The sequence below is a fragment of the Pseudomonas sp. App30 genome, from assembly GCF_047947025.1.
Taxonomy (GTDB): Bacteria; Pseudomonadota; Gammaproteobacteria; order Pseudomonadales; family Pseudomonadaceae; genus Aquipseudomonas.
In genome coordinates this window covers 1557230-1580524 of record NZ_CP133165.1, presented here as the reverse complement: position 1 = coordinate 1580524, position 23295 = coordinate 1557230, and the positions used below count along the sequence as shown (strand labels likewise).

At 66.5% G+C, this 23295-nt stretch carries 17 protein-coding genes and 1 pseudogene; 8 read left to right on the top strand and 10 right to left on the bottom strand.

Annotated elements, in window-relative coordinates; translation table 11 throughout:
* Positions 1-17: 17 nt before the first annotated feature.
* From RAM80_RS06945 to RAM80_RS06920, 6 genes and pseudogenes are all read left to right on the top strand, one after another.
* Positions 18-1418, top strand: a complete 1401-nt coding sequence (locus tag RAM80_RS06945) for an efflux transporter outer membrane subunit (protein ID WP_416425485.1) — start codon at positions 18-20, stop codon at positions 1416-1418.
* Positions 1415-2590, top strand: a complete 1176-nt coding sequence (locus tag RAM80_RS06940) for an efflux RND transporter periplasmic adaptor subunit (RefSeq protein ID WP_416425484.1) — start codon at positions 1415-1417, stop codon at positions 2588-2590. Before RAM80_RS06945 ends, RAM80_RS06940 begins: the two co-directional genes overlap by 4 nt.
* Entirely contained in the window at positions 2587-5667 is a 3081-nt protein-coding gene (locus RAM80_RS06935) for an efflux RND transporter permease subunit (RefSeq protein ID WP_416425483.1), read from the top strand. Before RAM80_RS06940 ends, RAM80_RS06935 begins: the two co-directional genes overlap by 4 nt.
* A 23-nt stretch (positions 5668-5690) precedes the next feature.
* Positions 5691-6515, top strand: a pseudogene (locus tag RAM80_RS06930) (sensor histidine kinase); the annotation flags it as partial.
* A gap of 180 nt (positions 6516-6695) precedes the next feature.
* Entirely contained in the window at positions 6696-7403 is a 708-nt protein-coding gene (locus tag RAM80_RS06925; RefSeq protein WP_416425482.1) for a response regulator transcription factor, read from the top strand.
* Positions 7404-7570: 167 nt separating this feature from the next.
* Positions 7571-8446, top strand: coding sequence for a Kdo hydroxylase family protein (locus RAM80_RS06920; protein ID WP_416425481.1), 876 nt, complete (start codon positions 7571-7573; stop codon positions 8444-8446).
* A gap of 92 nt (positions 8447-8538) precedes the next feature.
* On the opposite strand, the gene RAM80_RS06915 is transcribed toward RAM80_RS06920, so the two are convergent.
* Entirely contained in the window at positions 8539-10068 is a 1530-nt protein-coding gene (locus RAM80_RS06915) for an ArnT family glycosyltransferase (protein WP_416425480.1), read from the bottom strand.
* A gap of 225 nt (positions 10069-10293) precedes the next feature.
* Here RAM80_RS06915 and RAM80_RS06910 point away from each other — a divergent pair, with 225 nt between their 5' ends.
* Positions 10294-11712 (top strand): ArnT family glycosyltransferase, encoded by a 1419-nt coding sequence (locus RAM80_RS06910; RefSeq protein WP_416425479.1) that lies wholly within the window; start codon positions 10294-10296, stop codon positions 11710-11712.
* A gap of 284 nt (positions 11713-11996) precedes the next feature.
* Here RAM80_RS06910 and RAM80_RS06905 read toward each other — a convergent pair whose 3' ends face one another.
* The 8 genes from RAM80_RS06905 to arnB are packed head-to-tail and all read right to left on the bottom strand — an operon-like array spanning position 11997 to position 20797.
* On the bottom strand, positions 11997-13358 hold the full coding sequence (locus tag RAM80_RS06905; protein WP_416425478.1) for a UDP-glucose dehydrogenase family protein: 1362 nt from the start codon (positions 13356-13358) through the stop codon (positions 11997-11999).
* Positions 13355-13771: a 4-amino-4-deoxy-L-arabinose-phosphoundecaprenol flippase subunit ArnF gene (arnF, locus tag RAM80_RS06900; RefSeq protein WP_416425477.1), complete on the bottom strand. Its 417-nt coding sequence runs from the start codon at positions 13769-13771 to the stop codon at positions 13355-13357. The genes RAM80_RS06905 and arnF overlap by 4 nt, the downstream gene beginning before the upstream one ends.
* Positions 13768-14115 (bottom strand): 4-amino-4-deoxy-L-arabinose-phosphoundecaprenol flippase subunit ArnE, encoded by a 348-nt coding sequence (gene arnE / locus RAM80_RS06895; protein WP_416425476.1) that lies wholly within the window; start codon positions 14113-14115, stop codon positions 13768-13770. Before arnE ends, arnF begins: the two co-directional genes overlap by 4 nt.
* Entirely contained in the window at positions 14112-15761 is a 1650-nt protein-coding gene (gene arnT / locus RAM80_RS06890; RefSeq protein ID WP_416425475.1) for a lipid IV(A) 4-amino-4-deoxy-L-arabinosyltransferase, read from the bottom strand. The genes arnE and arnT overlap by 4 nt, the downstream gene beginning before the upstream one ends.
* Positions 15758-16642, bottom strand: a complete 885-nt coding sequence (gene arnD, locus RAM80_RS06885; protein ID WP_416425474.1) for a 4-deoxy-4-formamido-L-arabinose-phosphoundecaprenol deformylase — start codon at positions 16640-16642, stop codon at positions 15758-15760. Before arnD ends, arnT begins: the two co-directional genes overlap by 4 nt.
* Positions 16642-18633 carry a bifunctional UDP-4-amino-4-deoxy-L-arabinose formyltransferase/UDP-glucuronic acid oxidase ArnA gene (gene arnA, locus RAM80_RS06880; RefSeq protein WP_416425473.1) on the bottom strand — a complete coding sequence of 664 codons (1992 nt, stop codon included), beginning with the start codon at positions 18631-18633 and terminating at the stop codon, positions 16642-16644. Before arnA ends, arnD begins: the two co-directional genes overlap by 1 nt.
* Positions 18630-19652: an undecaprenyl-phosphate 4-deoxy-4-formamido-L-arabinose transferase gene (gene arnC / locus RAM80_RS06875; RefSeq protein ID WP_416425472.1), complete on the bottom strand. Its 1023-nt coding sequence runs from the start codon at positions 19650-19652 to the stop codon at positions 18630-18632. Before arnC ends, arnA begins: the two co-directional genes overlap by 4 nt.
* Positions 19649-20797, bottom strand: coding sequence for a UDP-4-amino-4-deoxy-L-arabinose aminotransferase (gene arnB, locus RAM80_RS06870; RefSeq protein ID WP_416425471.1), 1149 nt, complete (start codon positions 20795-20797; stop codon positions 19649-19651). The genes arnC and arnB overlap by 4 nt, the downstream gene beginning before the upstream one ends.
* Positions 20798-21232: 435 nt before the next feature.
* On the opposite strand from arnB, the gene RAM80_RS06865 reads away from it, so the two are divergent.
* Complete coding sequence (locus tag RAM80_RS06865) at positions 21233-22537, top strand: sensor histidine kinase (RefSeq protein ID WP_416425470.1); 1305 nt, start codon at positions 21233-21235, stop codon at positions 22535-22537.
* On the opposite strand, the gene RAM80_RS06860 is transcribed toward RAM80_RS06865, so the two are convergent.
* Positions 22534-23211 carry a histidine phosphatase family protein gene (locus RAM80_RS06860; protein ID WP_416425469.1) on the bottom strand — a complete coding sequence of 226 codons (678 nt, stop codon included), beginning with the start codon at positions 23209-23211 and terminating at the stop codon, positions 22534-22536. The genes RAM80_RS06865 and RAM80_RS06860 overlap by 4 nt on opposite strands.
* Positions 23212-23295 lie beyond the last annotated feature (84 nt).

Genomic DNA, 23295 nt, shown 5'->3' with positions numbered 1-23295 from the left:
GGCTCGACGGAGTACCCATGCCCGCTGCTGCACCTTCTTTCTTCCGCTTGTGGCCCCTGTGCCTGGCCGTGCTGCTGGGCGGCTGTTCGCTGGTGCCGGCGTACCACACGCCCAGCGCGCCGGTCGACGGCCCCTGGACTGCCGCGCAACCGCTGTCTGCCGCGCCGGCAGCCGGGGGCGCGTGGTGGCAGGAGTTCCATAGCCCCGAGCTGGACGCCCTGGTGGCTCGTGGCCTGACGGGCAATTACACCCTGGAGGCGGCCCGGCAGCGCATCGAGCAGGCCCGTGCCAGCGCCCAGGTCGCCGGCGCGCTGCAATACCCGCAGCTGTCCCTGGACGGCAATTTCCAGCGCGAGAACAACTACGGCACCACCGCCAAGCGCAGCGTGGGCCTGGGCGCCAGTTATGAAGTGGACTTCTGGGGCAAGCAGCGCGCCACCGCCGACTCGGCCAGCGCCCTGGCCGACGCCAGCGCCTTCGACGCCCAGACCCTGCGCATGACCTTGGGCGCCAACATCGCCAACAGCTACTTCCAGGTGCTGTCCCTGGACGAGCGCCTGAAGCTGGCCCAGTCGATTGCCGACGACGCCCAGCAGGTGCTCGACCTGGTGCAGGTGCAGGCCAGCCAGGGCGCGGTCTCGAACCTGGAAGTGGCCCAGCAGCGCAACGCCCTGCAGACCTTCCAGGCCGCCATGCCGCCGCTGCGCCAGCAGCGCGACCAGGCGCTGTACCAATTGGCCGTGCTGGTAGGCGCTGCGCCCCAGGGCTTCACCCTTGAGGCCAGCGGGCTGCAGGGCATCGCCCTGCCCACGGCCAGCGCCGGCATGCCGGTGAGCCTGCTGCGCCAGCGCCCCGACATCCAGGCCGCCGAGGCGCGCCTGCGCTCGGCCAATTTCGACGTGGGCGTGGCCCGCGCGGCGTTTTTCCCCAACCTGTCGCTGAACCTGCTGGGTGGTATCGACACCCTGGCCGGCGGGCAGATCTGGAGCGCCATCGGCACCCTCAGCCAGCCACTGTTCCAGGGCGGCCAGCTCAAGGGCCAGCTGACCCTGGACAGGGCCCACGTCAAGGAACTGGTGGCCACCTACCGCGAGACGGTGATCGAAGGCCTGCAGGACGTGCAGACCCAGCTCAGCGCCAGCCGCGAGCTGGACAAGAGCGCCGCCCTCAACCAGGCCGCCGTGGACTCCGCCCGCGAAGCCGCGCGCCTGGCCCAGGTGCGCTACCGCTTGGGCTCCACCGATTTCCAGACGCTGCTGATCGTCGAACGCACCCAATACCAGGCCGAAGACACCCTGCTGCAAGTGCGCCTGCAACACCTGCAGGCCGCCGTCGGGTTGTTCCGCGCCCTGGGCGGCGACTTCGGCGCGGCCCCCACTCTTGCCTCCAACCCCGTTACCAAGGACGCCCAGCCATGAGCCTCTCGTCTTCCCCCCGTCGCCTGCGCCTGGCAGCCCTGGCCGTCGCCGTGATGGCCGTTGCCGGCGTTGGCCGCTACAGCTGGCTCGACCACGCCCAGGCCGCCGCCGCGCCCAAGGCTGCCGCCGCCGTGCCGGTGCACGTGTCCCAGGCCAGCCAGATGGACGTGCCGGTGTGGCTGTCGGCCATCGGCAACGTGCAGCCGCTCAACAGCGTCAACGTGCGGGTGCGCGCCGATGGCGAGCTGACCCAGGTGCTGTTCAACGAAGGCCAGATGGTGCAGGCCGGCAGCCTGCTGGCGCAGATCGACCCGCGCACCTACCAGGCCCAGGTCGCCCAGGCCCAGGCCCAGGTGGCCAAGGACCAGGCGCAGCTGGCCAACCTGCGGGTCAACCTGCAGCGCGCCAGCAACCTGGCCGCCGCCAAGGCCGGCCCGACCCAGGACGTCGACACCTACAAGGCGCAACTGGCCGCGCAACAGGCCACCGTGCAGGCCGACCAGGCCGCCCTCGACAACGCGCGCCTGCAACTGGGCTTCACCGAGGTGCGCGCGCCGTTCACCGGGCGCACCGGCCAGCGCCTGCTGGACGTCGGCTCCATCGTGCACGGTGCCGAGGCCACGGGCCTGGTCACCTTGACCCAGATGGACCCGATCTCGGTGGCCTTCGCCGTGTCCCAGGACGAGCTGGCGCAAATCCTCGAGCAGAACGCCAGGCAGCCACTGCAAGTGGTGGCCATGAGTCGCGACGGCAGCCATGAAATCGCCCGCGGCCAGTTGACCTTCATCGACAGCCAGGTGGCCACCGCCAGCGGCCAGGTGCAGCTCAAGGCGCAATTCGACAACGGCAAGCGCCAGCTGTGGCCGGGCGAGCTGGTCAGCGCACGCTTGCTGATCAACACCCAGCGCGCCGCCACCGTGGTGCCGGCCAGCGCCGTGCAACTGGGCCGCGACGGCGACTACGTGTACGTGGTCAACGCCCAGCAGCAGGTGGAACCACGCCAGGTCAAGGCGTCGAGCATTGTGGTGGATGGCAAGCAGTGGATTCGCGAAGGGCTTGCGCCTGGCGAAAGCGTGGTCACCGTCGGTCAATCCCGGGTTGCGCCGGGCGTCAAGGTTGCGGCGATCAATGAGCAGGCCGTGGCCGCCAACGCCAGCCAGGTGCAACCATGAACGCCCTGGCCAGCCTGATTCCACGCCGCGTGGGCCTGAGCATGCTCGCCATCGGCGTGATGCTGCTGGGCGTGTTCGCCTACTTCAAACTGCCGGTGGCGGCGTTGCCGACCGTGGACTTCCCCACCATCCAGGTCACCGCGCTGCTGTCGGGTGCCAACGCCGAGACCATGGCCAGCTCCGTGGCAACGCCCCTGGAACGGGCCTTTGCCGCCGTGCCCCAGGTCACCTCCATGACCTCGGCCAGCGCCGCCGGCAAGACCCAGATCGTCCTGCAGTTCGACCTGTCGCGCAACATCGACGGCGCCGCCCAGGACGTGCAGACCGCCATCAACGCCGCGGCCTCCAACCTGCCCAAGACCATGACCAGCCAGCCGACCTTCAACAAGGTCAACCCGGCCGAGGCCACGGTGCTGTCCATCGCCCTGACCTCGCCGGTGCGCACGCTGCCGGAGCTCAACCAGTTCGTCGACAACTACATGGCCCAGCAACTGTCGCAGATGCCGGGCGTGGGCATGATCGACTTCCACGGCCAGCAGAAGCCGGCCATGCGCATCCGCATCGACCCGGACCGTCTGGCGGCCCGTGGCCTGACCCTGGAAGACGTGCGCAGCATCATCGGCATCAGCACCCTCGACCAGCCCAAGGGCAACCTCGACGGCACCAGCCGCACCATCACCCTGGGCGCCACCGACCAGCTGCTGGACGCGGCCCACTACCGCGACCAGGTGGTGGCTTACAAGAGCGGCGTGCCGATCAAGGTCAGCGACATTGGCGACGTGGTCGCCGGCGCCGAGGACACCGAGCAGTCGGCGGCCCTGAACGGCCAGCCGACGGTGATCGCCGACATCCACAAGCAGCCCGGCTACAACGTGCTGGCCACCATCGACAACATCAAGGCGCGCCTGCCGTCGTTGATGGCGCAGCTGCCGGCTGACGTGCAGGTGCACATCGTCGGCGACCGCACCCAGACCATCAGCGCCTCCATCGACGACGTGCAGTTCACCCTGCTGCTGTCCATCGCCCTGGTCGTGGTGGTGATCTTCCTGTTCCTGCGCAAGGCCACGGCCACGCTGATCCCGGCCATGACCATCCCGCTGTCGCTGGTGGCCACCTTCGCGGTGATGTACGTGCTGGGCTACAGCCTCGACAACCTGTCGATCATGGGCCTGGCCATCGCCGTGGGCTTCGTGGTGGACGACGCCATCGTGGTGATGGAAAACATCGTGCGCCACCTGGAGATGGGCAAGTCGCGGCTGCAGGCGGCGGTGGAGGGCCTGCGCGAGGTGGGCTTCACCATCGTCTCCATGACCGTGTCGCTGATCGCGGTGTTCCTGCCCATCCTGCTGATGAGCGGCATCGTCGGCCGGCTGATGCGCGAGTTTGCCGTGACCGTCAGCGTCGCCATCATCATGTCGTGCATCGTCTCGCTGACCATCACCCCGATGCTCTGCGCCTGGCTGCTCAAGCCCCACGCCGAGGACGAGCCAGAGGGCCGCTTCGCCAGCGCCTGCGAGCGCGCGTTCATGGCGGTGCAGAACGGCTACCAGCGCAGCCTTGACTGGGTGCTGGGCCACCAGCGCCTGACCCTGGCGGTGGCCATCGCCACGGTGGCGGTCACTGGTGTGCTCTACGCCAACATTCCCAAGGGCTTCTTCCCGCAGCAGGACACCGGCCTGATCACCGCGGTGGCCGAGGCGGCGCCGGACATCTCGCCGCTGGCCATGCGCGCCCAGGTGGGCAAGCTGGCCGATATCGTCGGCCAGGACCCGGCCGTGGACAAGGTGTACTTCTGGGTCGGCCCCAACCCCACCATCAGCCAGGCGAAAATGATGGTGGCGCTGAAGCCGTTCGCCCAGCGCAGCGCCAGCGCCAGCCAGGTCATTGCCCGCCTGCAGGCGCCGCTGGCCCAGGTGCCGGGCATCAAGCTGTTCATGCAGCCCAACCAGGACATCGTCATCGGTGGCCGTGCGGCCAAGACCCAGTACCAGTACACCCTGCAAGACCCCAACACGGCGGAGCTCAACCATTGGGCCGACCTGCTGCTCAAGCGCATGCAGGCGTTGCCGCAGCTGCAGCACGTGACCTCGGACCAGCAGAGCGGCATTCCCCAGGCCACCCTCGACATCGACCGCGACTCGGCCTCGCGCCTGGGCGTGTCGGTGCAGGCCATCGACGACGTGCTGTACGACGCCTTCGGCCAGCGCCAGGTGGCGACCATGTTCACCCAGCTGGACCAGAACCATGTGATCCTGGAACTGGACCCGGCGTGGCAGGTGTCGCTCACTACCCTGGAGCACCTGTACGTACGCTCCACCAGTGGCGCCATGGTGCCGCTGAACATGCTCACCCACCTCAAGCGTGAGCTGGTGCCGATCGCCATCAACCACCAGGGCATCTTCCCGGCCATCACCCTGTCGTTCGACCTGGCGCCGGGCATGGCGCTGAGCGATGCGGTCAACGCCATCAACCAGACCACCCAGGCGGCGGGCCTGCCCGACAGCGTGCAGGGCAGCTTCCAGGGCACCGCCCAGGCGTTCCAGGACTCGCTGAAGTCGCAGCCGTGGCTGATCCTGGCGGCGATCATCACGGTGTACATCGTGCTGGGCGTGCTGTACGAGAACGCCATTCACCCGCTGACCATCATCTCGACCCTGCCGTCGGCCGGTTTCGGCGCGCTGGTGGCGCTGATGCTGGGCGGGCTGGACCTGTCGGTGCTGGGCATGATCGGCATCATCCTGCTGATCGGCATCGTCAAGAAGAACGCGATCATGATCGTCGACTTCACCCTGCAGGCCCAGGCCGAGGGGCGCACGCCCCAGGAGGCGGTGCGTGAGGCCTGCCTGCTGCGCCTGCGCCCCATCTTGATGACTTCGCTGGCGGCGCTGCTGGGCGCCATCCCCCTGGCGTTCGGCCACGGCCCTGGTTCCGAGCTGCGCCAGCCCCTGGGCGTGGCGATTGTCGGCGGCCTGCTGGTGTCCCAGGTGCTGACCCTGTATACCACCCCCGTGGTCTATCTTTGGTTCGAACGCCTGCGTACGCGCAAGGCGGCGCGCCGGGAAGCAGTGGCCGCGTGACGGAGGACACAGGGCAGAAGAACATGGAATTTCGACACAGCCTCACCCAACGGATTGTCATCGTTTTCGCCATCATGACCACGGTGGTGGCCGGCGCGTTCGCCATCGGCATCGTCGCCACCGTGCACGTGGTCGAGAAGCGCCTGGTCACCACCAGCCTGGGCGGCACCCTGCAGCGCATCCTGCTGATGGACGACATGGCCGCCTGGCGGCCCAAGCCCGAGCGCGACGAGCGCTTCTACGCCCAGGAGGGCCATGGCGAGCTGGCCCTGCCGGCCGACCTGCAAGGCCTGCGGCCAGGGTTCAGCGAGCTGGTGCGCGAGGGCAGGGCCTGGTACGTGATGGTGCGGGAGGTGAACGGCCGCAAGTACGTGCTGCTGCGTGACCAGCAGGGCTTCGACCAGCGCGAGCAGGTGCTGTTCGCGGTGGTCATCATCGGCTTCGTGCTCAGCCTGGCCGCGGCGCTGTTGCTGGGCCGCGCGCTGGCGCGCCGGGTGATGGTGCCGGTGACGCGCCTGGCCCGCCAGGTGCGCCACCGTGACCAGCTGCTGGACCTGGCACCGCCGCTGGCGCCGGGCTATGCCCTGGACGAGGTGGGCGAGCTGGCGCGTTCCTTCGACCTGACCCTGGGCCGCCTGCGCGTGGCGCTGATGCGCGAAAAACTGTTCACCGGCGACGTCAGCCACGAGCTGCGCACGCCGCTGATGGTGCTGGCCACCTCCAGCGAGCTGCTGCTGGAAAACCCGCGCCTGAGCGCCGAGCAGCGCGAGCAGGTCGCCAGCATCGCCCGTTCCAGCCGCGAGATGCGCGAGCTGGTGGAAAGCCTGCTGGCGCGGGCACGCGCCGAAGGCACCGGGATGAAATCGCTTTGAGCCTTGGCGCGGTCGTGATATTCCGTGGACGACAATGTAACGCGATTTTGACGGTCGTGATGCTATACGCCTTCCTGGATTCTGCGCCGCGCCTGTTTTTGCACACATTGGCAGCCGCGGCGCGCATGGAAAGTACAAAAAGAAGCTGGGGGATGTATGCAAATTCTGGTGGTTGAGGACAATCGCGATATCCTCGATAACGTGACCGAGTACCTGCAGCTGCGCGGCTGCGAGGTAACCCGCGCCGAGGACGGCCTGAGCGGCCTGCACCTGGCGGCCACCCGTTCGTTCGACATGGTGATCCTCGACGTGATGCTGCCGGGCATGACCGGCACCCAGGTGTGCCAGCGGCTGCGCGAAAGCTCGCGGGCCGACACCCCGGTGATCATGCTGACCGCGCGCGACGCCTTGTCCGACCGCCTGGACGGCTTCAAGGCTGGCGCCGACGATTACCTGATCAAGCCGTTCGCGCTGTCGGAGCTGATGGCGCGCATCGAGGCCCTGGTGTGGCGGTTCAAGCGCAAGAGCTCGCGCACCCTCAAGGTCCACGACCTGTCCTACGACCTCGACACCCTGGACATCAGTCGGGGCGGGGTGGCGCTGCGCCTCAACCCGACTAACCTGAAGATGCTCGAACTGCTGATGCGCCGCAGCCCGGCGGTGGTCACCCGACGGGAGCTGGAAGAAACCGTGTGGGGCGAATACACCCCCAACAGCGACAGCCTGCGCAGCAACCTGCACCTCTTGCGGCGCATGGTCGACAAGCCGTTCGGCGTACCGCTGGTGCACACCATTCATGGCATCGGCTACCAGATGGTTTATAAAGGGGTGGAACCGATTGCCGAGGATGACGCCGACGCTTGAGCGCGACCGATTGCCCCGGCGCGCACGTTTCACCGAAATTTTCACGTTGTAAGTTGTCGGCTGAGCTATAACTGGAAATATTTTGTAAATATTCCACCAATGCTCGCTTACCGCAGGAAGCGGGCACACACGCATGTGCTGTACATGGATCTACGTAGGCGAACCATATGACTGAAGTTGTCAGCTTGCCCCTTACTGCCTGGAACACCGATATTGACGCAGAGGTTCAAGCCCGCGGTATCGCAGCCCTGGAGGCCGGCAACGTCCTGGCTTTCCCGGGCCTGCGCTTTGAAGTCGGTGAACATGAACGCGACCTGCTGACCCCACGGGTGGACGGCAAGAGCAAGAACATCAGCCTGTCGCCCAAGGGCGACGCGCTCAAGGGCGTGGAAGGCGACGAAGCCCGGGCCCGGCAGATGCAGGCCATGGTCGGGCGCTACGCCGATTATGCCGAAAACCTCGCCCGTACCCTGCTCAAGCCCTACGCCGGCGCCCTGCAGCGCGCCCGCACCAGCTTCCGTCCCGAAGAGATTGCCGGGCGCCAGAGCTCCTGGCGCAAGGACGACACGCGCCTGCACGTGGACAACTTCCCGTCCTCGCCCACCCGTGGCAACCGTATCCTGCGCGTGTTCGCCAACATCAACCCGGCGGGCGAGCCGCGCTGCTGGCGCCTGGGCGAGCCGTTCGAGCAACTGGCCGACCGCTACGCCAAGGCGCTGCCCAAGCCGGTGTGGGGTTCGGCCGCGGTGCTCAACGCCCTGGGCATCACCAAGGCGCCGCGCAGCGCCTACGACCACTACATGCTGCACCTGCACGACCGCATGAAGGCGGACCTTTCCTACCAGCAGAGCGCCCCGCAAAGCGTCTGGGACTTCCCGGCGGGCACCACCTGGATGGTCTTCACCGACCAGGTCTCCCACGCCGCCACCCGTGGCGCCTGCGCCCTGGAGCAGACCTTCCTGTTGCCGGTGGACGCCATGCAATCGGTCGAGCGCGCGCCGCTGCGCGTGCTCGAACGGCTGATGGCGCGCAAACTGGCGTAAGCCCACTGAGGTCTGTGGGAGCTGGCTTGCCAGCGAGCTTTTGAGGCCCTAAAAGCTCGCTGGCAAGCCAGCTCCCACAAAGGCACCCCCTCTCACGGTTTTGGAATGAACGCCACGCTCTGGTTGTCATGGGCATGGAACAGGCGGGCGCCGTTGTCGGGCTGGGTCAGCACCAGGTCGTGGTCCTCGGCCAGGTAGCGCAGCGGCAGGTCCTTGAGGGTCGGGTACTGGGCGAAGACGATGGTGCGCGCCGGGTTCCACGTGGTGCCGGTGCGGTGCGCCAGCCACGCCATGAAGTCGGCGCTGGTGCCGTCGCGCGGGTAGTCCTCGTCCTCGCCGATGTAGGTGAACGGCCCGGCGTGGTTCTGCACGTACAGCGGCAGCTTGTTGTCGACTTCCACCATCACCAGGTGCCACTGGTTCCACGGCGCCTGCTCGCTGGCACGGGCCTCCACGTCCTGGCCGAAGCGGATGATGCCGCCGTTGCCGTTGGTCCAGGGGTAGGCCACGCCAATCACCAGGATCATCAGCGCCGCGGCGATGCCGATGCCACGCTGCCAACGGCGTGCGCTGGCCGGGCGGTTGGCCAAGTAGCCGCGCAGCCAGGCGGCGCCCAGCAGCTGGGCGAACGGCACCAGCGGCAGCACGTAATAGCTGCGCCGGCTGCCGCAGGCGGTGAAGAACGCGAACATCAGCCCCAGCCCCAGCACCAGCCAGCGGGTGTTGGCGTCCGTGCTGCGCCAGTGCCGCACGGCCAGCCACAGGCCGATGAGCCAGCAGGGCGCCCAGGGCAGGGTGTACACCGGCAGGTAGAGCAGGTAGGTGTAGATCGGGCCGAAGTTGTCGAACGGCTTGAAGAAGCGCACCACGTTCTCGCGCACCACCAGGCCCAGGCCGCTCTCGCCGTAGGTTGGCTGGCCGTAGAAATGCGACAGCACGAAGGGGATCATGTACACCGCGCCGGCCACCACCAGCGCTGCCAGCAGCCGCAGATTCAGGTGGCGCTTCCAGCGCCCCTCGGCCAGCAGGTGCGGCAGCAGCATCAGGCCCGGCAGGATGAAGCCGATCAGGCCCTTGAGCAGCGAGGTCAGTGCCAGTATCAGGAAGAACGCCGCGTAGCGTGAAAAGCGCGTGTCCAGCGGGTCGCGCCAGTACCACCAGACCGCCGCGAGTACCCCGAACACGGTGAGCACGTCGGCGGTGGCCACCCGCGACCACACCAGGAAGTAGAACGTGGTCGCCAGCAGCCAGCCGGCGATCAGCCCGGTGCCCTTGCGAAACAGCTGCTCGCCCAGCAGGTACACCAGCCAGACGCTCAGCCACGCGGCGAGCACCGACGGCAGGCGCAGCGACCAGTGATCCAGGCCGCCCATCAGGCCGGCGGTGGCGGTGATCAGCCAGTAGGAGGGCAGGGGCTTGTCGTAATAGGCGCCGCCCTTGAGGTAGGGGTCGAAGTAGTCGCCGCTCTGCAGCATCTGCAGGGCGATGTTAGCCCAGCGCGTCTCGGCCCCCCACAGCTCGCGCTGGCCCAGGCCCAGCAACAGGGCGATGGCAGCGACGCCGAGCAGCAGCACCAGGGCGCCGCGCTCGGAGCGGAAGTATCGGTACAGGGTGTCAGTCATGTTCAGCCACATAGGATCGAAGGCCCGGAGGTCCATCCACCGGGCGGGTCAAACCTAGTGCACCAACCGTTGCGTTTGCGTGACCACAATGAGAAAAAACCGTTGATGGCACTACGGTCATCATCGACATGAAATCCTGCGTCACAGGCCCTGCTTTCACCTGCTTTTGACCCGTGGCCCCGCACACTGCCCCGACACCCCCGCTCACCGCTGGATGACCCGTACATGACGTCGAAACGCCCCTTCCTGCTGTTGTTGTTGATCACCGGCCTGCTGTTCTTCGTTGCCCTGGGCAACCATCAGTTGCAAGGTTCCACCGAGCCGCGCGTGGGCGGCATCGCCATGGAGATGCACCTGCAGGGCGACTGGGTGACGCCGCGCCTCAACGGCGAACCGTTCCTGGAAAAGCCGCCCCTGAGCCTGTGGCTCGACAGCGCCGCCATGAGCCTGTTCGGCCCCAGCGCCTGGTCGGTGCGCCTGGCGTCGGCGCTCGCCGGCTGGTGCAGCGTGCTGCTGCTGTACGGGTTCCTGCGGCGTAATGGCCGGCCGGTGGCGGTCGCTGTCACCGCCGGGCTGATGCTGGCCACCACCGCCAGCTTCTGGGGCAACGTGCGCCAGGTGGGCGAAGACTCGCTGCTGACCCTGGGCGTGAGCCTGGCGTTGGTGGCGTTCTACCAGGCCAGCCAGCGGCGCAGCCTGGCCAGCGCGCTGCTGTTCAGCGCCGGCATCGCCATCGCCACCCTGAGCAAAGGCGTGCTGGGCCTGGCCTTGCCGGGCGTGGTCATCTTCGCCTGGCTGCTGGCCGAGACCGTGCAGCAACGGCGCCTGGCGCTGGGGCGCTGGCTATGGCCGGCGGCGCTGACCCTGGTGGGCCTGCTGCCGTTGCTGGTGTGGCTGGGCTTCCTCTACCAGCAGGGCGGCGGCCAGGCACTCAAGGAGCTGCTGTGGGCCAACAGCGTCGGGCGCTTCAGTGGCTCGTTCAGCGAGGCCGGGCACTTCGAACCTTTCTATTACTACCTGGGCAAGTTGCCTGAAGCCTTCCTGCCGTGGAACCTGCTGGTGTACCTGGGCCTGTGGCATTTGCGCAAACAATGGCGCGTGCAGCCGCACCTGATGTTCTGCAGCCTGTGGCTGCTGGCGCAGTTCGCGCTGCTGACCCTGGCCTCGAGCAAGCGCATGGTCTACCTGATGTCCCTGGCGCCGGCTGCCGCGGTGATCGCCGCGGAATACGCGCGGGTGCTGCTGGCCTGGCGCCCGGCCGCTCATTGGCAGCGTGCGGCCGCAGGCGTGATGGGGCTGGTGGTGGTGGCCTACCTGGGCGTGGCGATCTGGGTGTTGCCGCGCGCCGACCGTGCCGAGTCCTTCGTGCCCCTGGCCGAGCAGATCCGCGACTACCAGGCGCAAGGCCGCCACGTGGCGTTGGCCACGCCCAGCGAGCGGTTGGCAGGGGCAGGGGTGTTCTACAGCCGCAGCCTGTTGCCGGCGTTGGCCAGCGAGCAGGCGATGACCCAGTTCCTGGCGCAGGCGCCGGGCAACGTGGCGGTCATGGAGCGCGAGACAGCGCCGGAGGCGGGGGTGGAGGTGTTGCGCAAGGTGGTGGTGGGGGACCGGGCCTATTACTTCCTGGCCCAGCCCGCCTTGTAGCAAAGACGCGGCCTTTGGCCGCTGCTACGCAGATCGCACGTAGCAGCAACTGTCTTGTGGGAGCTGGCTTGCCAGCGAGCTTTTATGGCCCCAACAGCTCGCTGGCAAGCCAGCTCCCACAGAATGTAGCAGCAACTGTCGTGAAACGGCGTCGTCTGCATCGCGACTAAAGTCGGCTCCTACCCTATTCGTGGTAGGAGCCGGCCTTGGCCGCGATGCAGGCGACGCTGTCCATGGGGTATCCGCATTCGCGTAGCAGCTGCCGAAGGCGGCGTCCTAGGGGGTTACACCCACTTCTGGTGCGGGATCGGCAGGCTGCAGGATTCGCCGCGGCCAATCGGGAAGTAGGTGATGCCTTTCTGCGCCAGCCGGTCCACGTCGTACAGGTTGCGGCCGTCGAAGATCACCGGCTGCGCCAGGCGCTTCTGGATCAGGTCGAAGTCCGGGGCCTTGAACTGTTGCCATTCGGTGCAGATGATCAGCGCGTCGGCACCGTTCAGGGTGGCTTCCGGGGTGCCCATCAGCATCAGGTTCGGCTGCTCGCCGTACAGCAGTTGGGTCTGCTGCATGGCCTCGGGGTCGAACGCACGCACCTGGGCGCCGGCGGCCCACAGGGCTTCCATCAGCTCGCGGCTCGGGGCGTCGCGCATGTCGTCGGTGTTGGGCTTGAACGCCAGGCCCCAGACCGCGAAGGTGCGGCCTTTCAGGTCACCCTTGAAGTAGGCTTTCACCCGCTCGAACAGCTTGTGTTTCTGGCGCTCGTTGATGGCTTCCACGGCCTGCAGCAGGTCGTTGGAGCAGTTGGCGGCCTCGGCGGTGTGGATCAGCGCGCGCATGTCCTTGGGGAAGCACGAGCCGCCGTAGCCACAGCCAGCATAGATGAAGTCGTAGCCGATGCGCGGGTCGGCGCCCATGCCCAGGCGGATGGCCTCGATGTCGGCACCCAGGTGCTCGGCCAGCTCGGCGATCTGGTTGATGAAGCTGATCTTGGTGGCCAGCATGCAGTTGGCGGCGTACTTGGTCAGCTCGGCGCTGCGCAGGTCCATGAACAGGATGCGGTCGTGGTTGCGGTTGAACGGCGCGTACAGGTCGCGCATCACGTCGCGCACTTCCTCGCGCTCACAGCCGATGACGATCCGGTCCGGGCGGCGGCAGTCACGCACCGCCGAGCCTTCCTTGAGGAATTCGGGGTTGGAGACGATATCGAACTGCAGGGTGCGGCCGGCTTTCGCCAGGGCGTCGTTGATGTGCTTCTGCAGGGCGTCGCCGGTGCCCACGGGCACGGTGGATTTCTCCGCGACGATCAGCGGCTCCACGCGGTGGCGGGCAATGGCGTCGCCCACCGAGAACACGTACTTGAGGTCGGCCGAGCCGTCATCGCCCGAGGGCGTGCCGACGGCGATGAACAGCACTTCGCCGTGCTCGATGGCCAGTTTCTCGTCGCTGGTGAAGTGCAGGCGACCGTTGTCCAGGTTCTCCCGCACCAGCGCCGACAGGCCCGGCTCGAAAATGGTCACGTGGCCCTTGGACAGTTGGTCGACCTTGTGTTGGTCGATGTCCATGCAGATCACGTCATGACCCACTTCGGCCAGCACGGTGGCTTGCACCAGACCTACGTAACCACTACCGATAACACTGATTTTCATTGCGCAGATCCTATGGACTTGTTGCCGTGTGTACGTCGCGAGTTGATGATCAGCACCCCGAGCACGACCAGCGTCACCCCGAGGCTTTTCAACAGCGAAAAATGTTCATTGAACGCCGGCAGGCAGGCCGCCAGCAGGTAGACCAGGGCGTAGCTGATGCTCAGCAGCGAATAGGCACGGCCCAGGGGCAGGTGCTGCAGCGCGCCGAGCCAGCACAGCATTGACAGGGCGTAGGCGAAGATCGCCGCCATCACCACGCCCAGCGCCAGCCACGGCACCGGGCCGTTGAGCAGGGTGTCGAGCCACTGCGCCGGCACCGGCAGCCGGGTCATGCTCCAGCGCATGCCCAGTTGCGCACCGCTGACCAGCAGCACGCTGCCGCCCGCCAGGGCAAAACCCTGTGCGCGGCTCATGCCTGCCACCCCAGCAGCAGCACGCCGGCCATGACCACGCCCACGCCCAGCCAGTGGCGCACGTCCACGTGTTCGCGGAAGACAAAGCGCGCCACCAGGGTGATCAGCACGAAATTGAGGCTGAGCATGGGGTAGGCAATGCCTACCTCAAGGTGTTGCAGCACCAGCAGCCACAGCAGCAGGCCCAGGCCCAGGCACAGCAGCGCCAGCCACAGCCACGGCGTGCGCAGCTTGGCCAGGGCGCCGCCGGCGGGGGCGTCGCGCCAGGACTCGACCGCCAGTTTTTGCGCGATCTGGCCCAGGCAGGTGAGGGTGCAGGCCGCCAGCAACAGAAGGAAGATCATGGCGGCGTCTGGTCGAAAATGAAGATCATCAGGCTGCCTTGCACGAAGCGCTTGCCGTCCTTGGGCAGCAGGTCGACCTCATGCAGCTCGTCATCACTCTTGACCCGCATCACCACGCCCACCGAACCCTGGCGACGGGCCTCGGTCATCCACGCCTGCACCTGTTCCAGCTGCACCTCGCGGGCGCTGGAGTCGGCGTAGCTGAGGCCATACTTGGTCTCGCCCACGGTGTTGTACAGGTACACGGTGGGTTGCGCGGTGTGCCAGGCCAGGGCCGAGGCAGCGCCCAGGTCGTTGGCCAGCAGCGTGTGGGTCTGGCGCAGCTCGTCGCTGTGTTCGGCGATGAACGCGTCCGGGGTCTTGTTGTTGACGATGGAGTCCGGCAACGCGGCGGGCAGCAGGGCAATCAGCACGCCCATGCCCACGGCCGGGGCAGCCCAGCAGCGCAATGGCTTGAGCAGCGCCAGCACGTTGGCGAGCACCACGCCGCCCAGGGCCACGACGATCAGCGCCAGGTGCTGGGGCTCGTCCACGTACACCGGCTTCTTGTGCTGCAGCCAGGCGATGGCGGCCAGGCCGATGACGCCCATGGCCAGGTTGAGCACGGCGTTGCTGCGCAGCATCAGGGTCTTGCCCTGGGCCAGCGCCTGGTTCAGCAGGTGGCCCAGCAGCAGCGCCAGGGGCAGCATGCACGGCAGGATGTAGGTCGGCAGCTTGCCGCGGCTCAGGCTCAGGAAGGCCAGGGGCAGCAGCAGCCACAACAGCACGAACAGCACCTTCGGGTCTCGGCGGGTGGCCCAGGCCTGGCGCACGGTAGCCGGCAACAGCAGCGCCCAGGGTAGGCTCGAGGCGGCCAGCAGCGGCAGGTAGAACCAGATTGGCTGGGCGTGCTGGGCGTCGTCGCCGGCGAAGCGACGGATGTGCTCGTGCCAGAAGAAGAACGACCAGAAGTCAGACTCCTGCTGGTTGACCATCAGCGCCCACGGCGCCGACACCAGCACTGCCACCAGCACGCCGAACAGGCCGAAGCGCACCAGCTCGCCGAAGCGTTTCTGCCAGATCATCCACGGCGCCGCGATCAGCACCGGGAATACCCAGGCCAGGAAACCCTTGGTCATGAAGCCCATGCCACAGGCCACGCCCAGCAGGCCCCAGTGCAGCAGGCGCGCGCTGGTGGTGCGGCTGTCGATGGCGAACCACAGGGCCACCAGGCTCAGGTTCACCCACAGGGTGAATTGCGGGTCGAGGTTGGCGTAGCCGGCCTGGCCGGCCACCAGGCCGAAGCTCATGTACAGCACCGCGCAGATCACGCTCTGGCGCTTGTCGGCCCACAGGCGGTTGGCCACAAGGTAAGTCAGCAGCACGCTCAGGCCCAGGCTGAGGGCCGAGGCCACGCGTACGCCGAACAGGTTCTGGCCGAACAGCCACTGGCCGATGGCGATCAGCCAATAGCCGGCGGCGGGTTTTTCAAAGTAACGCAAGCCCATGAAATGCGGCGCGGCCCATTTGCCGGTCAGCAGCATTTCCTGGCTCATTTGCGCGTAGCGGGTTTCATCGGGAATCCACAGCCCGTGGAAGGGCAGTGGCAGCAGGTAGAAGAGCCCGAATGCAAGCAGCAAGACGGGCAGGGTCCAGCGCTGGATCATGGTCGTTGAACCCCAAGCCAGCCTTCGCGTCCTTCCAGGGCGCCGCGGGTCAGTTGTTCCACCGGCAGGGCGGTGGTGTCCGCGGGCAGCAGTTGCCCCAGGGGTTGGAACTGTATCTGTCGCTCGCGTGCCGTTGCCAGCAAGCGGCGGAAATCGTCAGCCATCAGAATCCCTTCAACCTCGGCGTGAATGGTGTAGTTGTTCAAGCCTCCAGGCTTGAAGCGTTCCAGGATGTAGTCGTTGAAGCCTTGGGCGCTCACCGTTGGCCCCACCACCTCGTCGAAGGTGGGCAGGTCCACGGGGATCTGCACGGTACCGGCCGAACCATCGGCCAGGCGTGGCTGGAACAGGTGGGTGCCACGGCAATCGCTGTTGTAGCGGAAACCGAAGTCTTCCTTGGCCTGTACCACGCGTTCGTCGGCGCGCCAGCCGGCCGCAGCGGAGCAGTCGATGCGCTGCCCGAGGATATCGTTCAGGGTTTCCACGCCCCGGCGGATCTGCTCGTGCAGTTGCGCGTCGCTCCAGCGACCGGTGTTGGCCTGCCAGCCATGGTGATCCCAGGCGTGCAGGCCAACCTCGTGGCCGGCGTCGCGGGCCTGGCGCATCAAGTGCCCCAGGTCGCGACCGATCGGCTTGCCGGGCCAGGCGGTGCCGGCCAGCAAGATATCCCAGCCGTACAGGCCTGCGGCATTGGAACGCAACATCTTCCACAGGAACTGCGGGCGGATCAGGCGCCACAGGTGGCGCCCCATGTTGTCCGGCCCGACGCTGAAGAAGAACGTCGCTTTCACCTGGGCTTCGTCGAGCAGTTCGAGCAACCGCGGCACCCCTTCACGGGTGCCTCGGTAGGTGTCGACGTCGATGCGCAGACCTGCCTGCATTAACGCTTGCTCTCGATTTCAACCATGGCTTCGCGCAGGAAGAAGTCCAGGGTCTTGCCGATGGTTTCGCTCAGCTCGATGGTCGGGGTCCAGTCGATCAGGCGACGGGCGTTCTCGATGCTCGGGGTGCGGTGGGTCACGTCCTGGTAGCCGTTGCCGTAGAACGCCTTGCTCTCGATTTCACGGAAGCCGGCGAACGGTGGGAAGTTGCCACGCAGCGGGTGAGCTTCGAACTGGCGCAGCAGCTCTTCGCCCAGCTGGCGGATGCTGGCTTCGTTGGTCGGGTTGCCGATGTTGATGATCTCGCCGTCGCACTTGCCATCGCGGTTCTCGATGATGCGTGCCAGGGCTTCGATGCCGTCGTCGACGTCGGTGAAGGTGCGCTTCTGCTCGCCACCGTCCACCAGGCGGATCGGGGTGCCTTCCACCAGGTGCAGGATCAGCTGGGTAATGGCGCGCGAGCTGCCGATACGGGCCGAATCCAGGCGGTCCAGGCGTGGGCCCATCCAGTTGAACGGACGGAACAGGGTGAACTTCAGGCCCTTGTCGCCGTAGGCCCAGATCACGCGGTCCAGCAGTTGCTTGGAGACCGAGTAGATCCAGCGCTGCTTGTTGATCGGGCCGACGATCAGGTTCGAGGTGTTCTCGTCGAAGTGGCTGTCCTGGCACATGCCATAGACTTCCGAGGTCGACGGGAAGATCACGCGCTTGTTGTACTTCACGCAGTGACGGACGATTTTCAGGTTTTCTTCGAAGTCCAGTTCGAATACGCGCAGCGGGTTGCGGGTGTATTCGATCGGGGTGGCGATGGCGACCAGCGGCAGCACCACGTCGCACTTCTTGATGTGGTATTCGATCCACTCGGAGTGGATGCTGATGTCACCTTCCACGAAGTGGAAGCGCGGGTTGCCGCGCAGGTGCTCGATGGCGTCCGAACCGATGTCCAGGCCGTAGATTTCATAGCGGTCGTCGCGCAGCAGGCGCTCGGACAGGTGGTTGCCGATGAAACCGTTGACGCCCAGGATCAGCACGCGGGTGCGGCGCACAGGGCGGCCGGCGGCCTTGCCGATCAGCTTGGAGCCTTCCACCAGGCCCAGTTCACGGGCCAGTTGCGGGCCGCTCAGGTACAGGCCGTCGTTGTTGCGCTGGCCGGCGGTGATTTGCAGGGCGTCGGTGCCGCAGGCGATGCGCAGCGGTTCGACGCTGATCACGTGGCCTGGCTCGAAGCCCTGGTTGCCGGCGACCACTTCGGCGCTCCAGACAATCAGCTTGTGCTCGCCCACGGCGCAGAACGCGCCCGGGTATGGCTGGGTGACAGCGCGCACCAGGTTGAACAGCTCTTCGGCCGGGCGGCTCCAGTCCAGCAGGCCGTCGGCAGGGGTGCGGCGGCCGAAGGTAGTGGCCTGGCTCTCGTCCTGGGCGGTCTCGGTGACTTCGCCCTTGGCCAGCAGCGGCAGGGTTTCGTTCAGCAGCGCGGTGGCGGCGTCACGCAGCTTGGCGTGCAGGCTCAGGCCGGTGTCGGAACGCTCGATGGCCACGCGTTGCTGGGCAACGATGGCGCCAGCGTCGGCACGCTTGACCATGCGGTGCAGGGTAACGCCGGTCTCGGTTTCGCCCTTGACCAGTACCCAGTTGGCCGGTGCGCGGCCGCGGTAGCGTGGCAGCAGCGAGCCGTGCAGGTTGAACGCACCTTGCTTGGCGCAGGCCAGCACGGCCTCGCTCAGCAGGTTGCGGTAGTAGAACGAGAAGATGAAGTCGGCGTCGAGCTTGGCGATGCGCTCGATCCAGATCGGGTGGTTGGCGTCTTCCGGGGCGTGCACCGGGATGCCTTTGCGTGCGCACAGTTGCGCCACCGAGCCGTAGAAGTTGTTTTCCTTGGGATCGTCGGCGTGGGTGAATACGGCGGCGATGTCGTAGCCTGCCTCAAGCAGGGCGTTGATGCCGGCGCAGCCGATATCGTGGTAGGCGAAGACAACAGCTTTCTGGTTCATGAGGCAGCCTTGCTGGAAGAAATGGAAATCGAGGTTTCAGGGTGAGGTTCGGTGTTGCCGCCAGCTGGTTCGTTGCTGCGCAGCACCTTTTCGATGAAGAACCGCGGACGGGCGCGGACGTCGCTGTACATGCGGCCCAGGTATTCACCCAACAGGCCCATGCCGATGAACTGCGCACCGGTGAACACGAACAGCACGGCGAACAGCACGAAGGTGCCGTGGCCCGACCAGGCGGCGCCGTAGATCATGCGCAGCGCGATCAGCGCGACGGCGAACAGCACGCCCAGGGCGGCCATGCCGATGCCGACCACGCTGAGCAGGCGCAGCGGCGTGGTGGTCATGCAGGTGACCAGGTCGAACATCAGGCTGATCAGGCGCATGGGGCTGTACTTGGAGTCGCCGTGCTCGCGCTCGGCGTGCTGCACCAGCACCTCGGTGGTGTGGCGGGCGAAGCTGTTGGCCAGGATCGGGATGAAGGTGCTGCGCTCGCGGCAGGCCAGCATCGCGTCGACCACGCTGCGGCGGTAGGCGCGCAGCATGCAGCCGTAGTCGCTCATGGCCACGCCGGTGGAGCGCTGCACGGCCAGGTTGATCAGCTTCGACGGCCAGCGGCGCAGGGCCGAGTCCTGGCGGTTGTTGCGCACGGTGCCGACCACGTCGTAGCCCAGCGAAGCCTGGGCGACCAGGTTGGGGATCTCTTCGGGCGGGTTCTGCAGGTCGGCGTCGAGGGTGATCACCAGGTCGCCGATGCACTGCTCGAAACCGGCCATGATCGCCGCGTGCTGGCCGTAGTTGCGGTTCAGGATCACCGCCACCACCGGGCTGCCCGGGCGTTCGGCGGCGTCCTGGAGGATGTCGGCCGAGGCGTCGCGGCTGCCGTCGTCCACCAGCACGATTTCATATTTCTGCGTCAGTTGCGCACACGCAGCTTCGGTGCGGCGCAGCAGCTCCGGCAGGCTCTGCTCTTCGTTGTACACCGGTATCACGATGGACACGGTGTTGATCGGATAAGGTCTCACGGGCGGTGTTCCAGGGTTTTCTCAATGGCGCAGGCAACGCGCTCGACATCGTCGAGGGTCATGTCGGGGAACAGCGGGATGGAGCACAGGCGGGCCGAGTTCCACTCAGTGTTGGGCAGCTGCACGTCCGGGAACTTCTGGCGGTACCAGGTGTGCAAGTGCGTGGCAATGAAGTGGATGCCAGTGCCAATGCCTTGATCTTGAAGACCTTTCATGAAGGTTTCACGATCAATGCCGCAACGTTCCGGGTCGATGCGCAGGATGAACAGGTGCCAGGCGTGCTGTTGCGGCCAGGCCGGTTGCGACAGTGGCAGCACCGGCAGGTGCTTGAGGCGTTCGAGGTACGCCTGGGCCAGCTGCTCGCGCTTGGCATTGATGGCGTCGACGCGCTCCAGTTGCACCAGGGCAATGGCGGCGTTGATGTCGGCCAGGTTGTACTTGAAGCCCGGCTCCTGGACCATGGCCTGTGGCTTGCGGCCGTGGGTCATGCGGTCGTAGGCGTCCACGCCCAGGCCGTGGAACTTGAGCATGCGCACGCGGTTGGCGAAGGCTTCGTCATCGCTGACGAACATCCCGCCTTCGGCGCAGGTCATGTTCTTGATGGCGTGGAACGAGAAGATCGCGGTGCCTTGGGCGCCGATCTCGCGGCCGCGGTAGCGGGTGCCCACGGCGTGGGCGGCGTCTTCGATGACGCGGATGCCGTGGCGCTCGGCCAGGGCGTACAGCGGGTCGAGGTCGAAGGCGGCGCCGGCGTAGTGCACGGGGATGATCGCCTTGGTGCGCGGGGTGATGGCGGCCTCGATGTCGGCCACGCTGCACATCAGGGTGTCACGGTCGATGTCGACGAATACCGGGGTAGCACCCAGCAGGCAGATCATGTTGGCGGTGGACACCCAGGTCTGGGACGGGGTGATGACTTCGTCGCCCGGGCCGATGCCCAGGGCCAGCAACGCGATGTGCATGGCGCCGGTGGCGGACGACAGGGCCACGGCATGGGCGCAGCCCACGCGGCGAGCGAATTCCTGCTCCAGCTCCTGGGCCTTGGGGCCGGTGGTGATCCAACCGCTGCGCAATACCTGCTCTACTGCTGCGATCTCCTGGTCACCCATGCTGGGACGGGAAAAGGGGAGAAAACTCTGATTCATGGCATCCTCGGAATCTGACAGGCTTATGCGCTTCGTGCGTCATACATGCCCCACTTTAGTCGCAGGGCCATCCGTTATAGAGGGAGATTATTACCGCCGCAAGCTGAACGAACGCTTGCTGAACGAATCAATTGCTGTTTGATACAAAAATCGGGGTAGTCAGGCCTGGCAGGCATTGAAGTCGACGAATGCCCACGTGTCTGTAGGAAATGTCTGAAGATGCTCGTAGAAAATGCCACTGTGAAAAACTGCCGATGGTTCAATACGTCAAAGGTGCATTTTCATGTGTCAAAAAAGAGTGAGTGACAGATGAAAATGCTGTCCCGGTGCCAGCTTTTCCGTTCATCACAAGTCTTTGACATGGGCTGCGGTACAAGGGCTGATAAACTGCCTGGCCCTCCAGACCCCTAGCATGACGCTGAGCTGCCCCCGCCCATGAATTCGATCGTCGCCCGCTGGCGCACCAAGCACTCCCGACAAAGCCTGGCCCAACGCATCATTGTAGTCTTCGCGCTGATGACCACGTTGGTGGCTGGCGTTTTTGCCGTGGGAATTGTCGCAACCGTGCATGTGGTGGAGAAAAAGCTCACCACCACGGGGCTGGGCGGCAACCTGCACCGCATGCTGATGATGGAAAACCGCGACGACTGGACCCACCGCCCGGAAAAGGACGAGCTGTTCTTCGCCGACGACGGCCAGGGCGACCTGGCCATGCCCCCGGACCTGCAGGCCCTGGAACCGGGCTTCCACGAGGTCAGGCGCCTGGAGCGCAGCTGGTACGCCATGGTGCGGGTGGTCAACGGCCGCAAGTACATCCTGCTGCGCGACCAGCAAGGTTTCGAGGAGCGCGAGCGGCTGCTGTTCGGCGTGGTCATCACCGGCTTCGTGCTGAGCCTGCTGGGCTCGATCCTGCTGGGCTGGCTGCTGTCGCGCAAGGTCATGGCGCCGGTGATCCGCCTGGCCGGCCAGGTGCGCCACCGCGACCAGTTGCTGGACCTGGCGCCGCCCCTGGCGCCCGACTACGCCGCCGACGAGGTCGGCACCCTGGCCCGTTCCTTCGACGACACCCTGGGGCGCCTGCGCTCGGCGCTGGTGCGCGAGAAGCTGTTCACCGGTGACGTCAGCCACGAATTGCGCACGCCGTTGATGGTGCTGGCCAGCTCCAGCGAGCTGTTGCTGGAAAACCCCGGCCTGGATCCCCGTGCGCGTGAGCAGGTGTCGCGCATTGCCCGCGCCAGCGCCGCCATGCGCCAGCTGGTGGACACCTTCCTGCTGCTGGCCCGGGCGGAAAACGCCGAGGGCGGCCGCGGCCCGGCCGCCGGCATGGTGCAGGTGGCGCAGGAGCTGGTGGAGACCTGGCGCACGCCCATCGAGCACAAGGGCCTGGAGCTGATCTACCTGCCGGAAGACGCGGGGGAGGGGGTGTACAACCAGACCTTCCTGGGTGCGGTAATGGGCAACCTGCTGCGCAACGCCTGGCACTACACCGACCATGGCTTCATCCGCCTGACCCTGTTGCCGGGCGGCTTCAAGGTGGAGGACAGCGGCATCGGCATTCCGGAGGAGAAGCGCCTGGAGATGTTCCAGCCGTTCGTGCGCGGCGACGAGCAGCGCGGCGAGGGCCTGGGGCTGGGCTTGTCGCTGGTGCAGCGGATCTGCGTGAACGAGGGCTGGTCAGTGACCCTGACCAGCCGCGAGCCCCACGGTTGCTGCTTCGAGGTGCGCCTGGCGGCGGTCTAGCCTTTCAGGCGGTGCAGCGTGCGCGGCCACTGGTTAGGGTTCAGGGCGCCCAGCACATGGGGGGTGCCGGTGACCGGGTCGACGCTCACGAACAGTGCGCTGGCGTAGCCCGGGCCGCTGCCGCCATGAATGCCGGCCTGTTTCTCCAGGGCGTTGATGCACTCGCTGTGGGTGACCAGCACCAGGTTGTGGCCGGGCTGCTTGTGCGCCACCACGTCCTGGAGCATGGTCTGCCGGCAGTTGATCAGCCAGTCCTGGGGCGTGGCGGCCTGGCCGAACATGAACATCGCGGTCTGGCGGGTGCGGGTCAGGGGGCTGGTGAACACCTGCGCCTGGGCCATGCCTAGCGCCTGCAGGCTGTTGCCCACTTCGCTGGCCACGCGGCTGCCGGCCAGGGTAATGCCATCGGCGTCGCCCAGGCAGGCACCGTCGGAACGGTCGCAGCGCTCGCCGTGGCGCACTAGCACCGCTACGTTGCCGGCCTTCCAGGCGGCCTGCAGGCCCGAGTGGCGCAGGGTCTTGCCATCACCCAGGTCGGCCGGGCCGCTTGGGCGCAGCGCCCAACCGCCTAGCGCCGAAGCCGCCACTACTGCCAGCAGGCCCATGACGACAACGCGGCGACGCAGGGCGAAACGCCGTGGCGGCAAGGGGAGGGCGACAGAGGCTACCGGCATGATGGCTCCATGGAGCTATGAAAGTGCCGGGACTATAGGGGCGGCCAGGTTAAGGGCTGGTGAATGGAATGTGAAAATTTTAGT